This is a genomic window from Actinoplanes derwentensis, from assembly GCF_900104725.1.
GTDB lineage: Bacteria > Actinomycetota > Actinomycetes > Mycobacteriales > Micromonosporaceae > Actinoplanes > Actinoplanes derwentensis.
The window spans coordinates 4,327,670-4,345,789 of sequence record NZ_LT629758.1 but is presented as its reverse complement, the minus strand read 5'-3'; the positions used below and the strand labels follow the sequence as shown (position 1 = coordinate 4,345,789).

The following is an 18,120-nucleotide window of genomic DNA, read 5'->3' as shown; positions in this document are numbered from 1 at the left end:
CGTTCCAGCGTAGAAATTGCCGTGCGCACGCCCTACAGTGTGCGGACCGAGCAACCTAGGAGGGTGCAGTGGCTGACCAGCCACCCGAGCGGCCTGAGCCGGCGGAGACCACGCCGGACACGAACAAAGACATCCCCGTGCCGGTGCCCCAACTGCTGGTCATGCCGCCCACCGACGCGATCCCGTCGATGGTCTGGCCGGGCACCGACGGTGAGACGGCATGGGCGATCCCGGTCCAGATCCCATCCGGTACGCGGGGATACGCCCTGTTCGTACCGATGGTCCCGGCGGTCACCCAGCCGGCCGCCGACCCCAAGCCGGCCACCGCGACGCCGGCCGCCGCCGAATCCAAGTCGGCCGCCGCCGTCGCCAACCCGGCCGCCGCCGTTGCCAAGCCGCCGGCTTCGGCCGATCCCGAGCCGGTCCCGGCCGACCCCACTCCGGCTCCGGTCGCCGCGACCCCGAAGCCCGCACCGGCCACGGCCGTCCCGCCGCTGAACCCGCAGGCCTTGAAACCGCAGGGGCCGCAACAGGGGCCGCCGCAGTACCCGGCGCGCCCGTTCGGCACCTACGAGCAACCGCCCACCACCTGGCAGACGTTCCGCAAGAAGCACTGGCCCGGCCCGAAAGAGGCCAAGGGCTGGGCGGCACCGGCCGGTGTACTGGCCGCCGCCCTCGGCTTCCTGGTCTTCCTGCCGCTGGACCGGGTGGGTATCGGCTGGTTCCTCGCCTGGCTGACGGTGACTCTCGGTGTCGTGTTCGGTGTCGGCAAGTCTGCGGACCTGCCACGGTCTGAGCGGCTGTTCCGGGCCGGCTGGGCCACGGCGGCGCTCGCACTGCTGCTGATTCCGGCGTTCCGGAACGCGTGGTGGCTGGTCACGTTCAGTGTGATCGGGGCGATCGGCTGTACCGCGCTGGCCATCGTCGGCGGCCGCCGGGTCAGGTCGATCCTGTTCAGCCTGTTCGCGGCCCCGTGGGCGGCGCTCGCCGGGATCCCGTGGATCCGCAGGCACTTGAAGGCGGGCCGCACCCCGGGTATCGCCGGCCGGATCCTCTTCTCGGCCGGATTGACGGCCGTGGTGCTGCTGGTCTTCGGCGCGCTGCTGTCGTCGGCCGACGTCGCGTTCTCGAAGCTGCTGGACGACGCCGTACCCGATTTCGCGGTCGGCTCGATCTTCCAGTGGATCTTCCTGGCGGTGACCGGTGGCCTGCTCGCCGTCTCCGGCATCTACACACTCACCGCGCCGCCGAGACTGTCCAGCATGGACACCGAAGGTAAGGGCCGGTTCGGCCTGCTCGAATGGGCGCCGGCCGGAGCGGCCCTGGTGCTGCTGTTCGCCGGTTTCGTGGCGGTGCAGTTCACCGTGCTGTTCGGTGGCCGCACGCACGTGCTGGAGACAGCCAAGCTCAGCTACGCGGAGTACGCCCGCAGCGGCTTCTGGCAGTTGGTGGCGGTCACGCTGCTGTCGCTGGCGCTGATCGCCGGGCTGGCCCGCTGGGCGAAGCGGGATCAGCCGGTAGACCGGGTGCTGCTGCGTGTACTGCTGGGTCTGCTCTGCGGTCTGAGTGTCGTCATCGTGGCGTCCGCGCTGTCCCGGATGTGGACGTACCAGCGGGTGTACAGCTTCACCGGCGAGCGGATCTTCGTGATGGCCTCGGAGTTGCTGCTCGGCGTGATCTTCGTGATGATCGCGCTCGCCGGGCTCAAGTGGCAGGGCAGATGGATCCCCGGAACCACCGTGGGCCTCGCCGTGCTGATGCTGCTCGGCCTCGCCGTCCTCAACCCGGAGGGCTACGTGGCCAGTCGCAACGCGCTCCGTTACCAGGGTTCCGGCAAGATCGACGCCTGGTACCTGCGGGCCCTGTCCGCGGACGCGACCCCGGCACTGGCCGACCTGCCCGATCCGGTACGCCGGTGCACACTGAGCTGGATCGCCGCGGACCTCAAGGACCCCGACCCGTGGTACGCGTGGAACCTCGGCCGTCAGCAGGCCCGCGACGCCCTGGCGAAGCTGCCGCCGGGGTCGATCGGCAACCAGAAGGACTGTCGCGCCGCCGACCAGTTCGACCTGCCCAAGACGCGCAGGTGAGTACGGTGCCCCGAGCCGTCCGCACGGCCCGGGGCACCACCGCGGTCTACTGCTCCGTCATGTCACCGGTGCCCGGCACGCCGTCGGCCAGCGCGTACTTCAGGATCACCGCGCCGGTGGACCCGGCGACCGGCGGCTCCAGCAGCCTCAGGTTCGACGGCACCGCGCCACCGTCGAACACCTTCTTCCCGGCCCCGAGCATGATCGGGTAGAGCCACAGCGTGAGCCGGTCGAAGAGCCGCTCCCGGAGAAGCGTCTGCGCGAAGTCGAGACTGCCGATCACGTGCACGTTCTCGTGACTGTCCCGGACCTCGCGCACATCCTTGAGCAGTGTCGAACCGGCCCAGTTCAGCTCGGGGTTGCCGCGCGAGGCCACATACTTCGGAACACTGTTGAAGAGCTTCCCGATCGAGTCGTTCTGATGAGGCCAGTAGGCGGCCCAGATGTCGTACGTCTTACGGCCCAGCAACAGTGCGTCCAGCCCCTGCATGCCCTCCATGACGGACCGGCCGACCGCCTCGTCCATCAGGGGCGCCTGCCAGCCGCCGAAGGTGAAGCCGCCCTCCGGATCCTCACCGGGCCTGCCCGGCGCCTGAGCGACCAGGTCGAGCGTGCTGAAAAGATCGATGTGAATCAGTCCCATGATGCCTCCTCTGCTTATGGACCAGCCGAGGCCCGGGAAATCATCGCGTCACTGCACCGGATTCCATCCGTCCGAGCCGGCCAGGTACTTCTGAGCGGTGTAGTTCGCGGCCGTCGACGCGCTCATCTGCGGGCGGTCCGAGGTGCCGGTGGTCGCGCCGGCCCCGGTGTTGTTGTACTCGTTGAACCGGCAGGTACGCCACGACCAGCCGCTCATGTCCTGCCAGGCGCCGGCCTGCCGGATGTGCCCGCCGATCGTCGAGTCACGGACCAGGACCTGGCCGATGGCGTCGGCGGCGTTACCGGCGTGCCAGCAGCGGCCCAGGGCGACGGTCTGCGCGGCGGCCGCACTCTTCAACACCGAACGGGTGATCAGGAAACCGTAGGGGTTGCTGTCGTCGGTGGCGGCCGCCGTGACGTAGCCGTTGTTGGAGCTGCTGCCGATGTTCAGCGATTCGATGGTGGTGCTGTCGATGACCACCGCGCCGTTGCCGTAGATGAAGTCGACCGCGCCGGAGATATAGGACTTGTAGACGTACTGCCGGATCTGCGACGTTCCGGTGCCGCCCCAGGACAGGAAGGTGTCCTGATAGCCCTTCATCTGGACGTTGCGGTAGACCTGCCGGTCGCCGGCGGCGTAGAGAGCAAGAGCCTGACTGCCCGCGCCGTACGTATTTTGCATGGTCAAGCCTTTGATCGTGCTGTTCGGCGCCAGGTTGTAGACGGTGGCGCTGCCGGTGACCCCGCCGGTCGACTGCGGCACGTTCCCGGTGATGATCACGTCGCCGGAGGTGCCGGTCGCGCCCTGCAGGGTGATGCCGGACTTGCTGGCCGGGATCTGCACCTGCCCGTAGTAGGTGCCGGCCTTGATGGTGATCACCCCGCTGGCCGACGACGCGGCGACGGCGGCCTGGATGGTGGTGTAGTTCCCGGACCCGTCGGTGGCCACGGTGAACGAGGTGGCGGCGAACGCCGGTTCGGGGACGGCGAGCAGTCCGGCCGTGACCAGCACGGCGGCGGCAGCGGTTCGCACCATGGGGGACTTCCTCTCGGAGAGCGCGAGGTCGCGACAAGGGGGATGCGACCTGTGGGTAAGCGCTTTCCGATGATAGAAGAACATCGATAGCCTCGGCTAGCTGGTCATCGGCTGGCGAGTGGCAGCAACGGCAGGAACTCGGTTTCCCGGCACTCCGCGAGGAGCTGTGCGAGCCGGCTGTCGTCACCGGGGGCGACGTGGCCCTCCTGCCGGGCGAAGTAGCGCACCAGGAAGCCCTCGACGACTCCGCCGCGGATCCGGTCCGGTGCCGGGCTCACCTCGGTGTCCGACTCGACGACCAGGAGCAGCAGGTCGGAGGCGCGACCGGTGCCCGGTGACAGCTCGGGCATCAGGTAGCGGATCGGCAGGCGGCGGGCGCCGAACCCGGCGTACATCCGCAACCGCGCGTCGCCGTCACCGGTCTGATCGTCGTCACCGCCGTGCACGAGCGGGTCGCCAGCCTCGGCGAACACGACGTGTGGCCGGAGTCCGGTCCGCCAGTGCGGCGCAGCCTCGGCGACGAGACGGCGGCCGATGCCCTGGTCGCGAAGATCGGGCCGGACGGCGAAGTAGCAGAGCAGGGCGGCCCGGATGTCGGAGAACCACTCCAGGAACAGCGCGCCCACCGGCTCGCCGTCCGGCGTCACCGCCACCGCGCCGCGCAGCTCACCGGCGGACAGCACCCGTGTCAGCCGCTCGAAGGGCTCCCGCTCGGCGGCCACGAAACTCGGCGTGAACACCGTGTCGTACAGCCTGCGCAGGATGCCGGTGTCCGACTCTCCCTCAAGGAACCGAACCGAGATCTCTCCCACGGCAAGCCGCCTTCCCCGTGACGTGGAAGGCGACTCTACAGTGGAAAGATCACCACGTTCTATCCCGCCGAGCCGCGGAACGCCGGGAGATAGCCGTTGGCGTAACCCTTGTTGTTCGGGTGGTAGGAGTTCTGCGCCGGAATCAGGGTCACCCCGTTGAGGTAGGGATCCGGCGAGCAGATCTCGTGCCCCGAGAAGTCGTCCCGCACCTCGGAGTAGACGAACCCGGCCGCCTGCGCCCGCTCCTTGATCTTCTCGTCCAGCACCCGCGCCCCATCGTTGATCGCGACCTGCTTGGCCGTGCTCAGCGCACACCCGGTCGCCGGAGAGGCGTAGATCAGCGGGTACGACAGCACCACGACCCGTGCCCCCGGCGCCTTCGCCTTGATCGCGGCATAGGTGGCGTCTAGTCTCCCCGGCAGCGTGTTCGCCACGTATGCCTTCCCCGTGTTGACCTTGGCGGCGCAGTTCGCGTCGGTGGTGGTCCAGCAGGTGATCAGGGTGGACGCGAACCCGGCGTCGTTGCCGCCGATGGTGATGCTGATCAGATCGGCACCACTGTTCAGCGCCGGGATCTGCGTGTTGCGGACGTCGTCGGTGGTGGCGCCGCTGCATGCCAGGAACTGGAAGGACGCCGGACTGTTCTGCGCGGCCCACAGCGGCCCGTAGGCGTTGGTGCTGCGCAGGCAGGAACCGGACTGCCCGCTGGCACCGACACCGGACGAGTAGGAGTCACCGAGTGCGGCGTAGTCGACGGCGCTGACGGCTTGGGCCGGACCGGCGAGCCCAAGAGAGAGAACGGACGTGCTGACGAGACTGGCGAGGACGGTTGCCTTGCTCACCGAGGGCCTCCGGGGGAGTAGCTGGGGGATACCGGAGGCTAGAACTCAGGGGTGAGAAAAAGAACGTCGTGAATTTATTGTTACCGGTGGATAGCATCCTGAGTTTGCGTCCTGAATCAGGGAGACGGAAGGGCCCGGATCACCTCACCCGTCAGGCCGGGTCTCCGAGAAGCGCGCGGACCGTCGCGTCGATCTGCTCGGCGGTGGCCGTGGCGGCGAGGTGGTGGTGATTGGCGGCGGTGGGGCGCGGTTCGGCCGTCGTCGGTGTGTGGCTGGTCAGCAGAACGACACGGTGGTCCGTGTCGCGGATCAGGCCCGCCCACCGGGCCGTCTCGTAGTGGGTCAGCACGATGACCGGTTGGCCATGTCCGCCGGCCGTCCCGGCGAGCGCGGCCAGGTCCGGCCGGACCAGGGTGCGGCCGGTCCACAGATGCAGCAGATCCCGGGGACGGGTCAGCGGGATCAGACTGTCGGGACGTTCCGCCGTCAGCAGGGTCGTGGCGGCGCCCGCCCGCCAGAGTGCCGTCGTGACCAGGTGCGCGACCAGGCGCAGCACCGACTCGACCGGACCGTAGGTCGGCGGCGACGTGTCGAGGACCAGCACCCGGTCGGTGGGGCGCCGGTGCGGCTCGGCGGACCTGCGCCGATACAGCAGGTTCCCGCCCGCCGCCAGGACCGCGCGCGGCCGCTCCGGAAGCGCCAGGTGGGTGGCGACCATCCGATGCGGGTCGCCGTGCCGGGCCAGCAGCGGATCCCCGAGCCGTTCCACCCGCGCGTCGACCGGCACGGTGGACGCGGTCTCGGTCACCGAACCGTCCGCGGCGCTGACACACAGCAGGCCGCGGATCCGCGAGTCGAGGGCCGGGAGCCGGGCCATCGAACCGGCCAGGCGTAACACCAGGCTCGGATCCTCCGCGGACACCTCCGGGCCCAGAATCGCCAGCAGGTCGACGGCGGCCGGTGGGACGGCATCCGCCGCGGCGTGCACGGCGGCGGCCGGCATCGCCGGTGGCGGCGGTGTGGCGTGCCGAGCCGCGAGAGCGCCGGACAGGGCGTTCGTGAGCGCCACCGGATCCGCTGCGACGGGCGCGGCGTATCCCGGATTGTGCTTGTGGTCGGCCGTCAGCAGTGCGGCCATCGCCACCCGGGAAGCGGCCGGCCAGCCCAGTTCCCGCATCGCCAGCACTAATGGGTGCCGGGTCAGCCAGTCCAGTTCCGGATCGTTGAGCTCGCCGTTCCGGTCGGCTCCGGTGAGCTCAACCAGATCCTCGACCAGCCCCAACGGCGGCCACAGGCCTCGGCGGCCCAGGGCGAGCAGCCCCGGAACCGACTTGGGCGGCTTTCCCGCCGGGGTACGCGGTACGGGTCGAGAGGCGATGTGGACGGACGCCGGGACCACGACGAACTCACGGATCTTGGAGTCATCACAGCCGGTAGTCAGGGTCAGCGCGCCGGTCGGGGTGGTCCGCCACGCCACCGCGTTGACAGGTGAGGGGTGAACCATGTCGGCGAGGGTGGTGCCGGTGTAGGGGTCCCAGACCCGGGCGCTGCCGTCCTCGCTCGCGGTGGCCAGGAGGAGGCGCCCGCCGGTGGTGGACCAGGCGACGGACCAGACGGTGTCGGTGTGTCCGGTGAGTGTGGTGATGGTGTGGCCGGTGTGTGGGTTCCAGATGCGTGCTGTGTTGTCGTTGCTTGTGGTGGCGATGAGGAGTTGTCCGGTGTCGGTGGTGGCCCAGGCAACGGACAGCACCGCGCCGGTGTGTTCGGTGAGTGTGGTGATGGTGTGGCCGGTGTGTGGGTTCCAGATGCGTGTGGTGCCGTCGGTGCTTGCGGTGGCGATGAGGAGTTGTCCGGTGTCGGTGGTGGCCCAGGCGACGGACCAGACGGTGTTGGTGTGTTCGGTGAGTGTGGTGATGGTGTGGCCGGTGTGTGGGTTCCAGATGCGTGTGGTGTTGTCGTGGCTGGTGGTGGCGATGAGGGGTTGTCCGGTGTCGGTGGTTGCCCAGGCGACGGACTGCACGAGGCCGGTGTGTCCGGTGAGTGTGGTGATGGTGTCGCCGGTGTGTGGGTTCCAGATGCGTGCGGTGTTGTCACCACTGGCGGTGGCGAGGAGGAGTTGTCCGGTGTCGGTGGTGCCCCAGGCGACGGACCGCACGGTGTCGGTGTGTCCGGTGAGTGTGGTGATGGTGTCGCCGGTGTAGGGGTTCCAGATGCGTGCGGTGTTGTCGCTGCTGGCGGTGGCGAGGAGGGGTTGTCCGGTGTTGGTGGTGGCCCACGCTAAGGACCAGACGAGCCCGGTGTGTCCTGCCAGCTCGACGGGATCTGCTTCGGGGACGTGGATCGTGCCCGGGGCGATGGCAGCGAGGGCACCCGCAGGTGGGTCCAGGGAAGCGGCTGCCACGGCTCCAGCGGGAGGAGCCGGCAGCGTGTGGGAGATCTCGTGGATCCAGACCCCCCCGTCGTCCCCGGCTGTAGCCAGGAGCAACGTCTCGACGAGTCGACCGTCGCCGGACGAGCTGGCTACGAGTTCGCGCACACTCGGCACATGCCAGGCCAAGCCGTTGATGTCCCTCAGGGAAGCCTGTTGGGGTCGTTCGACGACCGCCAGCGATTCGCCCGTCCCGTGATCCCAGATGCGGACAGTCCCGTCCCAGCTGGCGGTGGCGAGGAGGAGTTGTCCGGTGTTGGTGGTGGCCCAGGCGACGGACTGCACGGTGTTGGTGTGTCCGGTGAGTGTGGTGATGGTGTGGCCGGTGTGGGGGTTCCAGATGCGTGCGGTGCCGTCGTTGCTGGCGGTGGCGAGGAGGGGTTGTCCGGTGTTGGTGGTGGCCCAGGCGACGGACAGCACGGTGTCGGTGTGTTCAGTGAGTGTGGTGATGGTGTGGCCGGTGTGGGGGTTCCAGATGCGGACAGTCCCGTCCCAGCTGGCGGTGGCGAGGAGGAGTTGTCCGGTGTCGGTGGTGGCCCAGGCGACGGACAGCACGGTGTCGGTGTGTCCGGTGAGTGTGGTGATGGTGTGGCCGGTGTGGGGGTTCCAGATGCGTGCGGTGTTGTCGCTGCTGGCGGTGGCGAGGAGGAGTTGTCCGGTGTCGGTGGTGGCCCAGGCGACGGACCAGACGAGGCCGGTGTGTCCGGTGAGTGTGGTGATGGTGTCGCCGGTGTGGGGGTTCCAGATCCGTGCTGTGCGGTCACTACTGCCGGTGGCGAGGAGGAGTTGTCCGGTGTTGGTGGTGGCCCAGGCGACGGACCGCACGGTGTTGGTGTGTCCGGTGAGTGTGGTGATGGTGTGGCCGGTGTGGGGGTTCCAGATGCGTGCGGTGCCGTCGTTGCTGGCGGTGGCGAGGAGGGGTTGTCCGGTGTCGGTGGTGGCCCAAGCGACGGCCGCTGCCGCATATACTCCCGGTTCCGCCACCCGGATCCGCGTCGCCCGTTCACTGACGTCGAGCCGGATCGGTGTCTTCGGGCCGGCCGAGACCGCCCCGGCAGGGGGCGGCACCCGCCGGTTCCGGACCGACCCGGCATGGGCCATCGCCCACCGCCGCAGTTCCTCAACCGGTTCGCTCATCGGTGGCCCCTCGCCTAGGTCCCGCCCGGGAACCCGACCGGCGCGGGCACCGCGGACGTCGTGGGAAACGGCGGTGGGAGGTCCGGCTTGAGCCGCCCGCGGACCGCCCCTTCGGCACACCTCAGCAGGCGGCGTACGGCGATCTGCTCCTCGACCCCGAACAGATCGCACCCGGTGGCGTCGAGCAGTCCCGGCCGCTCGCATTCCTCGACTCGGACCGGGATCAGCCGGCGTTCCGCACCGAGCGGGTCGCGGCGGAACATGGCCTGCCATTCGGCGGTCCCGTACGCGGACTCGATGTAGGCGGCCGAGAGCACGGCGATCATCCGGGTCGCGTGCACCACCCCGTCCTGCATCTTGTTGGTCCAGCTGCTCCCGGCGACGAAGTCCCATGCCTGGATCAGCACCCGGTACCCGTTCTTCTCCAGCGTCCAGGCGGCCCACTCGGCCCAGGACCGGTCCTTCTGGGTGTAGGAGATGAAGAAGTCCCACTTCACGCCACCGGCCGCGGCCGCCGGTTCCGACGAACCCACCGGGTCCGCCGGGTCCACCGGATCCGGGCTGTCGTACCGGGTGATCAGAGAGCTGAAGACCGGGTTACGTGGCCGGTCCTGGTAGGCGCGCCGGACCAGCGCCAGTTGCCCGCCGTCGACGTCACTGTCCGCCAGCACGTGCAGCGCCTGGTTCCACCCTTCCGCCGGCGACAGGCCGCGGCGAGCCGGCCAGTGTCTCGGGTGCAGGCCGATGTCCGAGAGCATCAGCTCCAGGTCCCCGTCACCACGGAACGCGTCGATCGCCGCGTCCCGAAACCTCGTCTCGTCCTGTTTGGACATCTTCATCGTCGCGAGAGTCCTCCCGTCATCGTTGCCCCGCCCCGCCGGGGAAGGGCGGCCGGTTGCCGCCGTCCGGCCGGTTGTCACCGGTCACCGCCGCAGCGACACCTTTCCGCAGTGTGTGTCGTGCGGTGTCCTCGTTCAGCCCGAACAGGTCGATCCCGCGACGATCGAGGAGTCCGGGGGCGTCGCAGTCCTCGATGCGTACCGGGATCAGCCGGCGTTCCTCGCCGGGCACGTCACGGCGGAACATGGCCTGCCAATCGGCCGTCTGGGGAGTGGACCGCAGGTAGGCCCGGGACAGGACGAGAATCATCCGCTCCGCCGTCTGTAATCCGTTATGAGTGTGATTGACCGGATTCATGCCCGGGACGAGATCCCAGGATTTGAGCATCACCTGGTACTTGGCGGCCTCCAGCTCCCAGGCGATCCATTCCGCCCAGCTCCGATCGAGCTGAGTCTCGGCGTACGAGATGAAGAAGGTCGGTCTGCTCTTCGGGTCCGGCTCGTGCTCCAGGTGATCCAGCAGTTGCTCGCCCAGGTGAGGATCAGCCAGGTACCGGGTCTCGTCGGTGCCGTGCCGGACGATACCGGGGTCGGACGTGGAGTGCTGCCGCCACGGGCCGCTGACCACGCCGCTTCCGGGCCGTCCCGCGCAGAAGACGTCGCCGCGGCAGTAAAGGTCGGTCCAGGTGGCCGCGCCCGGCGGGCGTGGCAGCGAGCGGTTGTCCGCCGACAGACGCCTGCGCACCCAGTGCGAGCCCCACGGCGCACCGAGGGTGATCAGCTTCGTAGCGGGTGTCCCGGCCCTGGCGAGCGCCTCGTAGGCGACCAGAGCACCGAGATCATGGCCGATCACCACCTCGGGCTCGAACCGGATCATCCGCTCCCGGACCAGGTCGGTCACCGCGTCCCGTATCGGCGCGTCCACCAGATAGGTGGTGAGTTCGCGCCAGTGGCGCCGGGCCAGAAGCGACAGCTCGCGCAGGCCGATGCCGCACTTGTCCTGTATGACGGCGACGGCCTGGGCGTCCGATGTGGGTTCTCCCCTCCGCCAGGTGACCGCCAGGTCGTGGAAGAAGTCCCAGGTGTCCCGGTCCGGTTTGAGCCATTGCCCCTCGAGCGGCTGCCGACCGTGTTCGATGGTCCGGTCCTCGTTGAGCAGATGCGCGAAGTAGGGGACCTCGACTGTCAGGCCTCGGCCGAGCGGCCGGTCACCGATGGTGAAACAGAGCTGTTGGTACCACGCTTCCGCCAGCCAGTTGTCCGCAGCCTCGACCGTCGTCAGGCTGTCCGGCCGGTTGCGGATGCCGTGGACGCCCAGGACTCTGGCTTCGAATCTGCCGGTCACCGGCGCTCCAGGATGACGAGGTCCGGGCCCTGCGCCACGACGATCGAGCCGTCCGGCGCCACGGCCAGCGCGTGGACCGGATCAGGGCAGCGAATGACCTCGACATGCGGGGTGTCCGGGATGTCGCCGGTCTGTCCTGACCCGCTGCCGTAGAGGAAGCTGTCGTCGAGCCGTTGATCGTCGAGGAACCACAGCACGACGTCGCCGCTGTCCAGCCCGGCCGCGAGGCACCAGGCGACGTCGCTGCCCCCGTTGTGGTAGGGGACCTGCCCGAAGCCGAGCGAGATGATCCCGGTCAACTCGCCACGGAACCGGACCGCCCATTCGCGGGAGTAGTCCCACAGGAGCAACTGGCCGCCCAGGGTGGCGCCGGCGACCAGACGCCGGTGAGAGGGAGCGAGTGCGAGCGCGCACAGTTGGTCACCGGGGCCGATCAGATCGCCGGGAGCCGTCCAGGACTGCCGGCGGTCACCGGCGCTCCAGATCTGCAGCGGCTCGGCGGCCCGGCTCGCGGCCAGAAGGCGATGCCCGGCTGTGTCGTTCACGGCGATGGCGTTCAGGCCATCCATCGGAAACCGCTGTTCGGGCCCGATCCGATCGGCGGTGAACGGGCCGTGGACGGCGAGCGTCCGATGGTCTGCGGTGGCGAGAAGCGGGCCTTCGCCCGCCGTCCAGCCGAGTGCCGGCGGACAGCCGTCGCCGGCGGTGGGAATGGAGACCGGGGTCTCGGACGGTGTTCCGTCAGTCATGTGGCGGACGACGACGGTGCCCCGGGGATCGGCGGCCGCGACCAGCCGGCCGTCCGGGGAGATCACGGTCGCCTGGATCCGGCCGAGGCCGCCGGGGTCGTCCGCACCGGCTGAGCTCGCCGAGGGATCCCAGACCCGGACGGCGCCGTCGGAGGAACCGCTCACCATGTGTGGCCGTCCGCCGAGATCGACGGCGACGACGGTGGTCAGTCCTTCGCCGTGGCCGGCGAGCCGGCAGACAGCCTCGCCGGTCCGGAGGTCCCACACGGTGACCATGCCGTCCCGGTTTCCGGTCACGGCGTGTGGTTGTCCGCGCCACGACACGACGTCGACGGCGCCGTGGCCGTCGGTCATGATCGCTGAGTGGATGCGGCCCTGCCCGAGGTCGACCACGGTCACCGAGCCGTCCTCGCCACCGGCAAGGCAGAGCGGCTCGTGCATCTCGGGCGTCCGGGAAATCCCCAGCGCGGTCACACCCGGCACGCCCCGGATCTTCTGCAGCGGACTGATGCCATCGTCAGGCGACAGACTCCAGGTGCGGACCGTGCCGTCGACACCGGCCGAGACGATGTGCCAGGGGGAGCCGCCGTCCGGCGCGGCCGAGAGCACCGACACCCCACCGATGTGGGCCTCTTCGTAGCTGCTCATCATCCCTGTCGTGGACGGGTCGCCAGCCTCCCAGATCCGGACGGCGCCGTCGCGGCCCCCGGTGACCAGCAGCGGCCCGCGGGCGCCGGACAGCACGGTCAGAGCGGTGACTCCGGCGACCCGGCCGGCGCCCGCCGGGTGTGCCCGGAACGTGTAGCCGTCGCGGGACCGGCCGGTGGCGGCGTCCCAGGCATGCACGGTGCCATCGTCGTAACCCATGATCAGCAGCGTGCCGTCTGCCACCGTGGTGATGGCGGCGCAGGTGGGTTCGGACCGCGCGGATCCCGGAGCAGGGGTCTCCTGGCGGGTGGTTCTGCCGACCTCGGTCAGGATGCGGCCACTGGTCAGGTCCCAGAGCACGGCCTCGGGGCCGTGCCCTGGGCCCGAGTACGTCGTGACCACCACGGTCCGGCCGTTCACGGTGCCGGCGGCACGGATCGTGACCGGCCCGCCCTCGTTCTCCTGGGGCATCAGGCAGTGCCGCAGCCGGGCCGAGCGACCGACGCCGGTCGCCCAGCGAACGGCGCGGGTTCCGTCGTGGTGGAGCCGGTCCGCCAGGTCACGCTGCCCGTGCCGGGCGGCGTCGATGAGCAGGATCTGTCGCCGCACCTCCGGCTCGGCGCCCCGGTGGGCCGGGAAGCAGGCGCGGTACACCAGTTCGGGCGACTGTTCGTCACTCGCCTCGGTCATCTGGGCGAGGACACCGCCGAGAGCGCCGGCGTCCGCATGGACGAGGAATTCCGGGTCGCCGAGGAGTCCGGTGAGGTCTCCGGCGAGCATGGCGTGCCGCGCGGCGTGTCGTTTCAGGTAGTCCGGGGCGCCCGCCCAGCGACTCTTGCCGTCGGGGGTCCGCCCGTGGGCCGTGCCGCTGCCGTATACCAGCCGTCGTAGTTCCTCCCAGACGGCCTGATCGGGAGTCCCTGCCGGGTCGCCGGTCATGGCGCCTCCTCGGGAGTGGCGGTCCAGCTCCGACGGCTGTCGCGCTGGATCTCCTCGGCCACGGCGTCGTGGAACAGCCGGACCACGACGCCGCCACCGCGTTGTGGATAGCGGCGGACATAAAAGGCGAGGTCGCCGTCGAGCGCGGCTCGCAGCGATTCCTCGGTGATGGCCGTGCGGTCGCAACCCGCTCGCGGCGCCATCCGTTGAGCGATGGCGACGATGAGGTCGATGTGATCGAGCGACCAGCCTTCCCCCTGAGCGAACGCCATCGTCCAGGCGATGGCGAGGGACCGCGGGTTCAGGCGCCGGAGATCAAGCCGTACGAGGCCACTCACGTCCCGGGGAAGCCCGGCCACGAAGGCCTTCGCCGCCGCGATGTCGCGCGGTCCCGCACCGGCCCGGTGCAGTTCGTGCAGCCACAGCTCGGCCACCAGATGTTCGCCCCAGGGCAGTGGCTCGACGGCGGCCGTGTCACCGGCCGGGGCCAGCAGGTCGGCCATGCCAGCTGCCAGCGCGTCGGCCACGGCCGGACCGTGCCGGCCGGCCAGTGGCCGCCGATGGAACTGTTCGCGCAGGTGGGCCCGAAGTTCCCCGTTGAGCTTGGCCATCGGTGGGCGAACGGCGCCGAGATCGATCCAGGCCTCGTGTCGTCTGTCACGAGGCCGAAGATCATCGAGTTCGGTTACGTCGGGGCGGGCGAGTACCAGCAGCCGGCACCACCGCAGGCCGTCCTCCTCCCACCAGGCGAGCGGGTGGAGCAGCTGGTCCACGAGCTGCCGCCGGTTCATGGCCCGGTCGAAACCGTCGACCACGATGATCGGTACCGCTGCCGGGTCGCCGTCCCGTAGCCGCCTCCGCATGATCGCGTCGAGGACCGGGCGCACCGGAGCCATCTGGGAATAGTCGAAGTCGCCACCGGGGTCGAGCTGACCGCTGATGATCCGGATGAGGTCCAGTAAGGACTGGTTGCGCGAGTCCACGATGACCACACGGGGCAGATGCGGCCGGACGGCATTGTTGATCAAGGCGGACTTGCCGGATCCCGGCTTGCCGGTCACCACCAGGAGATTCATCGTGTCACCCTGGAGGAACTCCTTGACGGCGGAGGCCACCAGGAGCTGACCGCTGGTCGGTTCGATCGCCTCGGTGGTGAGGAAGTGCTGCAGATGAGCCCGCACGTCGGCCGTGGCCGTCCGGGCCGGTCCGGCGTCGGTCCGCGCGGTCCCGGCGGGAACCGGCCGTGTGCGCGGCTCCCAGCACGTGTTCGGTACCCGACGGTGCACCCGTTCCAGCAGCGTCGCGACATCCAGGGCGAACGGGCCGACCGTCGCGTCGTGCTCCTGGTTCAGGGCGGCCAGTTCCGCGGTGACGGCGCCGGTGAGCTCCCCGCCCCGGGTCTGGCCGTCACCGTCCGCCGCCCCGATGATCCAGTACCCGAGGTGCGGGGTGAAGTTGCGATAGGCCTCCGGGGCGACGGTGTCGACGGCCGCCCCGACGTCCAGGATCAGGAGGGTACGCCCGGGCGCCTGCGCGGCCCGTTCCCGCCAGGAGGCCACATCCGCGGGGAGCCGGTGCCCGTCCGGCCCTCGCAACCACACCCGCCGCAGCGGCTCGTGCGTGCCGCCCTCGACCTCGCAGTCGCCGAGGACATGTACGACGAGCAGGTCGTCCGCCTCTTTCAGACTGTCGAACGCACCCTCCACGACAGCGTTGACCTGGACCGCAGTCAGCAGGGCCGGGCCGAACCAGGCCGGCTGCCCGTCCGGCTCGTCCGGGCCGTCGAGCCAGCGACGGTCGTTGACGGTGAACCCGAGGGCCCGCATGACGCCGGCGAATTCATCACAGCGCGCCACCCCGAACGGCAGCGGCCGGTGCGGTTCCAGGAGCGGGCGAGCCGGGGCGCCGTGCACCGCCGCCCCGGTGAGGGAGACCGTCACCGCCAGCCGTCGTGGACCGGGGACGGCCATCGTGTCAGGGCGAACGTTCGTCATGCCGGTCCCCCCTTTCAGCGGCTCGGCTCGTCCGCTTCGCCGAAGGCCGCACGTTCGTACAGGCGGGCGGCCTTCAGTGGGCTTCCGTTGTCCTCGTGCAGGCGGGCGGCCTGCCGCAGTTCGCCGGCGATCTCCGCGTCGAGCGCCCGTTGCTGCCAGGTCACCGGCCGGCGCGCCGCGGGGTCGCCGATATTTCGGAGCCGGTTCAGGATGTTGCGGAGGCGGCCACCGTCAGCCGGCGCGGGCTGTGCCGGAACCAGCGGCCGCGGGCCGTTCTGCCCCCACGGGTCGGCGGCCTTGTCCACCTCGGCGAGCACCGCACCGGCCTCGTCCGGGAGCTGCAGGTCCAGGGCAGGCAGCGCCCCGGCCCACAGTTCCCACACCGGCCGTCGCAACTGCAGGTCGAAGACGAGGGTGCGGTCGGCCTCCAGGACGAGGGCGTGCCCGGGGACACGGGCGGCCAGTTCGGCGTAGACCGACGGCGGCAGCACCGGATCGGTACGCCACCCGTGCGGCAGATAGACCGGCTGGGGCGCTGCGCTCGCCAGGTAACGTCCCAGCGGGATCCGGTCCACCACGCCCCCGCCGGCGATCAGCAGGTGATGGTCCCGTCCGGGGACGATGAAGGCCACGTCGGCGAGAGGATGCCCTTCCAGGATCAGCCGTACGGCGTCCAGGTCGCGATCCCGTAGCAGCAGCGCGTCGACGGGAGCGTTCCGGCGCGGCGCGCGCACCACGGTGACCGGGATCGGCTTCGGCAGGGCCCCGGCCGGCCCGGTGTCGGTGACGGCCGGGTCGCCGGGTTCCAGCCGATGGGCCGGGCCGAGCGTCATCAACGAGGCGGCGTCGGTGAACTCGCCGAGCGGCTCCAGCGACCAGCATCCGAACGGCCGGTCGGCGATCACCAGGGTGCCACCGGTCACGACGGCGCTGATCTGCCGGTCACTGAGCGGGGCCTGCCGGTCGTACTGGATCAGCAGCTCTTCGCCGATCTCCCGGAGCACCAGTGTCTGGCCATCGCCGTCGAGGGCGCTGAGCAGGTGGGACGGCACCTGCCCGTGATCCGTGCCGCCGCCTCGTATCCGGATCTGGACGAGGCTTCCGCCGGCGGTGCCGTCATCGGGCCCGCCGGCGAACAGCGGGCGTAACCGAACCACCCGGAAGGCCGCGGAGAGCCGCAGGTCGGCGGCTCGATGCAGCAGGGCCGACGCCCGGGCGGCGCGGGTCAGCACGACGACGGACGGGTGCGGTGCGGCGGGCCGGCGGCGCAGGCCGGCCGCCATGACGAGATCCGCGATCGGCGTCTCGGCGAGTTCCGGTAGGTGCGGGTCCTCGGGCCGGGGCGGGCCGGCGGGCGGCGGACCCCAGCCGTGGTCGAGCCGGAGCCGGTCGCCGTCGACGACGTACGGGTCCCCGCCGGACAGTTCGACCAGTTCTCGGGCCGTGGTCAGGGGCATGTCGCCGAGCACCCACCAGGCGGCGTCCCCGCGGCGCACACTGGGCCGGACAGCGGACACGTCCAGCAGGTGGCCGAGGTATCCGGCGGCGGCGTTCGGCTCGGCGAACCGCCCCGCCACGACCACGACGGGGTTGCCTGCGCCGTCCGGCCGCAGCCAGTCGCCGTCCGGCCGGGAAGGATCGGCCGGTGGAGACGGCGCGGGGTCGCCGGCCGGGGCGACGGGTTCGGGGCCGAGTTCCTGGCGGGTGCCGACGTAGGCCCGGCGGCCCGGCGGCTGCTGCGGTGATCTCATCGACCACCGGCCGGGCTACCCGCCGGGAGCACCAACGGAACCCCCAGTACCCGGACCGACCAGGAGTTCCAGCGCTGGGCGGCACCGTGCCGGCCACCGCGGAGGGCCGCCGCGAACAGCAGGGCCACCAGGTCCGGGCGGTGCACCGTCTCAGCGAGCGCGACCGCCCATTCCTCGACGTCGTGTTCCAGAGCGGCCGGAACCGGCCGTTCGAGCTCCGCCAGCATGGTGTCCAGCACCGCGAGCGTGGCCGGGGAGGCGGCGCCGGTGTCGTCGGCGACATCGCAGCGGGCCAGCACCAGGCTCCGTAGCAGCCCCCGGCGGTGGCCGTCGTCGCTCTCCGGTTCCGGCCGGTGGGACTCCATCAGTTCCCGGGCCGGGCCGGGCGCGCCGAGACGGTGCACGAGCAGCCAGGCCGCCTGTTCCGGCCGGCCGGCCCGGGCCAGGTCGACAGCGGCCTCCGCGAGGGCGCCGAGGGATTCCCAGACGGCCGCGGCCTCACGATGCAGGGCGGCGCCGCGGTAGCAGCGGGCCGCGTCGTCGAGCCGGCCCGCCCGCCGGTAACAGGTGGCCGCCCGCTGCAGCAGATCGCGGTCAGCCACCGGACTCCTCCTGGGCTTCGGGCCGCTGCTCGCGGGAGGTCTCGCCGGGGTCGGTGTGCCAGCCGCGCCGCCTGCCGGGAATGCCCGGCTCCTCCTGCTCGACGACCTCGGCGTTGACCTCCAGCAGTCCCGCCAGTTCGGCGCTGACCTGGTCGTGGAGGCGATCGTGGTCGCCCGCGCGCCCGCTCTCGGGGACGGCGTCGACCTGGAAGACCGACACCTCACCGGTGGCCTCGTCGTACTCGAACCGGACCTGGAAGCGCATC

13 protein-coding genes are annotated in these 18,120 nt (G+C 70.6%); 1 reads left to right on the top strand and 12 read right to left on the bottom strand.

The features are described 5' to 3' along the window. The first annotated feature begins 68 nt into the window (after window positions 1–68). Complete coding sequence (locus BLU81_RS19245) at window positions 69–2,090, top strand: DUF4153 domain-containing protein (protein WP_231954646.1); 2,022 nt, start codon at window positions 69–71, stop codon at window positions 2,088–2,090. Between the two features lie 46 nt (window positions 2,091–2,136). On the opposite strand, the gene BLU81_RS19240 is transcribed toward BLU81_RS19245, so the two are convergent. From BLU81_RS19240 to BLU81_RS19185, 12 genes are all read right to left on the bottom strand, one after another. Further along, window positions 2,137–2,733, bottom strand: coding sequence for a dihydrofolate reductase family protein (locus BLU81_RS19240; protein ID WP_092545946.1), 597 nt, complete (start codon window positions 2,731–2,733; stop codon window positions 2,137–2,139). A 48-nt stretch (window positions 2,734–2,781) separates the two neighbouring features. Continuing rightward, window positions 2,782–3,768, bottom strand: a complete 987-nt coding sequence (locus BLU81_RS19235) for a pectinesterase family protein (protein WP_092545945.1) — start codon at window positions 3,766–3,768, stop codon at window positions 2,782–2,784. Between the two features lie 104 nt (window positions 3,769–3,872). Then, window positions 3,873–4,580 carry a GNAT family N-acetyltransferase gene (locus BLU81_RS19230; RefSeq protein ID WP_092545944.1) on the bottom strand — a complete coding sequence of 236 codons (708 nt, stop codon included), beginning with the start codon at window positions 4,578–4,580 and terminating at the stop codon, window positions 3,873–3,875. Between the two features lie 59 nt (window positions 4,581–4,639). Continuing rightward, window positions 4,640–5,422, bottom strand: coding sequence for an SGNH/GDSL hydrolase family protein (locus BLU81_RS19225; RefSeq protein ID WP_092545943.1), 783 nt, complete (start codon window positions 5,420–5,422; stop codon window positions 4,640–4,642). 151 nt (window positions 5,423–5,573) lie between these two features. Beyond that, window positions 5,574–8,987, bottom strand: a complete 3,414-nt coding sequence (locus tag BLU81_RS19220; protein ID WP_092545942.1) for a WD40 repeat domain-containing protein — start codon at window positions 8,985–8,987, stop codon at window positions 5,574–5,576. A gap of 14 nt (window positions 8,988–9,001) precedes the next feature. After that, window positions 9,002–9,826 carry a toll/interleukin-1 receptor domain-containing protein gene (locus tag BLU81_RS19215; RefSeq protein ID WP_197686285.1) on the bottom strand — a complete coding sequence of 275 codons (825 nt, stop codon included), beginning with the start codon at window positions 9,824–9,826 and terminating at the stop codon, window positions 9,002–9,004. 19 nt (window positions 9,827–9,845) lie between these two features. Then, window positions 9,846–11,171 (bottom strand): toll/interleukin-1 receptor domain-containing protein, encoded by a 1,326-nt coding sequence (locus tag BLU81_RS19210; RefSeq protein WP_092545941.1) that lies wholly within the window; start codon window positions 11,169–11,171, stop codon window positions 9,846–9,848. After that, complete coding sequence (locus tag BLU81_RS19205; RefSeq protein WP_092545940.1) at window positions 11,168–13,507, bottom strand: WD40 repeat domain-containing protein; 2,340 nt, start codon at window positions 13,505–13,507, stop codon at window positions 11,168–11,170. Before BLU81_RS19205 ends, BLU81_RS19210 begins: the two co-directional genes overlap by 4 nt. After that, window positions 13,504–15,501 carry a P-loop NTPase family protein gene (locus BLU81_RS19200; protein ID WP_157751679.1) on the bottom strand — a complete coding sequence of 666 codons (1,998 nt, stop codon included), beginning with the start codon at window positions 15,499–15,501 and terminating at the stop codon, window positions 13,504–13,506. The genes BLU81_RS19205 and BLU81_RS19200 overlap by 4 nt, the downstream gene beginning before the upstream one ends. 14 nt (window positions 15,502–15,515) lie before the next feature. Continuing rightward, window positions 15,516–17,252, bottom strand: a complete 1,737-nt coding sequence (locus BLU81_RS19195; RefSeq protein WP_092545938.1) for a hypothetical protein — start codon at window positions 17,250–17,252, stop codon at window positions 15,516–15,518. After that, on the bottom strand, window positions 17,249–17,854 hold the full coding sequence (locus tag BLU81_RS19190) for a soluble NSF attachment family protein (RefSeq protein WP_092545937.1): 606 nt from the start codon (window positions 17,852–17,854) through the stop codon (window positions 17,249–17,251). The genes BLU81_RS19195 and BLU81_RS19190 overlap by 4 nt, the downstream gene beginning before the upstream one ends. Then, complete coding sequence (locus tag BLU81_RS19185) at window positions 17,847–18,119, bottom strand: hypothetical protein (protein ID WP_092545936.1); 273 nt, start codon at window positions 18,117–18,119, stop codon at window positions 17,847–17,849. The genes BLU81_RS19190 and BLU81_RS19185 overlap by 8 nt, the downstream gene beginning before the upstream one ends. Between the last annotated feature and the right edge of the window lies 1 nt (window position 18,120).